Source organism: Neoluteolibacter marinus (assembly GCF_014904755.1).
In the GTDB taxonomy this organism is placed as follows: domain Bacteria; phylum Verrucomicrobiota; class Verrucomicrobiia; order Verrucomicrobiales; family Akkermansiaceae; genus Haloferula; species Haloferula marina.
Window position 1 is genome coordinate 1 of sequence record NZ_JACZFQ010000152.1, and the last position, 1394, is coordinate 1394.

2 protein-coding genes are annotated in these 1394 nt (G+C 60.6%); both read right to left on the bottom strand.

Annotated elements, in window-relative coordinates; all coding sequences use genetic code 11:
- Positions 1-361 (bottom strand): hypothetical protein (locus IG178_RS24250; RefSeq protein WP_193215175.1); only part of this gene is annotated, 361 nt, incomplete at its 3' end.
- Between the two features lie 80 nt (positions 362-441).
- Positions 442-1176, bottom strand: coding sequence for a hypothetical protein (locus IG178_RS24255; RefSeq protein ID WP_193215176.1), 735 nt, complete (start codon positions 1174-1176; stop codon positions 442-444).
- Positions 1177-1394 lie beyond the last annotated feature (218 nt).

Sequence of the window (1394 nt, forward strand, 5' to 3'; positions counted from 1 at the left end):
AGAAGTAGGAGAAATCCTTGCCCTCGATGGCCGTGCGGCCCGCGCCGGTCCACTCCACCGCCGCCATGATCCCCTTCCCCGGCTCGTAGCGGAAGGCCGACGGCAAGGCGCTGGCCACCCCGCCCTTGTGCTCGAAGTCGAACCACGGCCGCACGTTCGCCTGCTGGCGCTTTTCCAGCGCCGCCTGCAGTGACGCCGCGATCTCGGCACCCCGCGCCGCCGGCACCTTCACGGTGACGGCCTTCGCCTTCCCGTCGACGAAGGGCGTGATCCGGTGTTCGCCCTCGGGCAGGTAGACGATCTCGGTCGGGATGCCCTCCGTGGGCAGGGCGCTGGCAAAGGCAGTGATCAGATTCCGCATGAAGCGGGTCTAACCGGCCGGCCGCGGTCCGGCGAAATCAGGGAGCGGTCCCGGGGGTAACGCCGAAGGCCTGGCACCCGCTACCGGGAGCCAGCCTCCGAATCGAGTTGAGGTTTGCCGCCACCCTCCGAATCCGACCCTGCGCGGGTAGCGGATTGTGGAGCAACGCCTTGTTCATCGTTGGTTTCTGTTCTTTCGGCCTTAGAGCCATACTTCGCGTTGAAGCGATCAATCTCGGCTTGTGGAATTGGCATCAGCTTGCTGAATTCCTCGAAAAGGTCGGCACCCCGAATCGAAACCCATGCTGGCCCATCAGGATAGCTGACGGCGAAATTGTTGCACTTCCAGCAAAAGCTCGACTGATAGATGATCTCATCGCTCGCATAAACCCGCACACCGTGAATCGGGAAATGGCAGAACGCACCGCCGTCGATGTTTCCCTGAACTCCAACCACCTCCTGAAGCTTGGGAATGAATACCAGCTTCTGCTCCGCGGTTAAGGTGGCCTGCCTCAGGATCTTCGACTTCTTGCCGTAGGGGATGATTGGAAACTCTCCGTCCTCAAGGCGATTCTCCCAAAAGTAGAAGTTGGACGGCGTGTCCTCCATCTCGAAGTCCAAGAGGAAGACGTCAACCCGATCACACTTGGCCAGTGCAGCGGATAGATCCTTCCGGAAGGCCGACTGCATGATCGCCTGCGCCTCGAAATACCGAGATTCGGCCTCGGACAAATCTCGCTCGGCGTCGCTCTCCGCAAACGCGCTAGACGCAACGAGGACTGCTGTAGCTGAGATGGCGCGAAGCAAGGTCTTCATTTCCTGGCAGGACGTTGAAGTGGTGGCACCCGCTACCGGGAGCGCCAGTCCGATTCAGGGTAAAGGGTTCTCATCAGGGTTCAATCTCCGACTCGCAGCGGGGTAGCGGGTTGTCCAGCGCCGACTTGTGAGGTGAGCTGGATTTCTGGACCACCAACCTTCAGAAACCCCATCCATGAATCCGAAGCCCCGGCGACGCTACACCGCCGAATTCAAAT

Coding starts and splice junctions, on each gene's coding strand:
- IG178_RS24255 (WP_193215176.1), bottom strand. CDS start 1,176: ATGAAGACCTTGCTTCGCGCCATCTCAGCTACAGCAGTCCTCGTTGCG.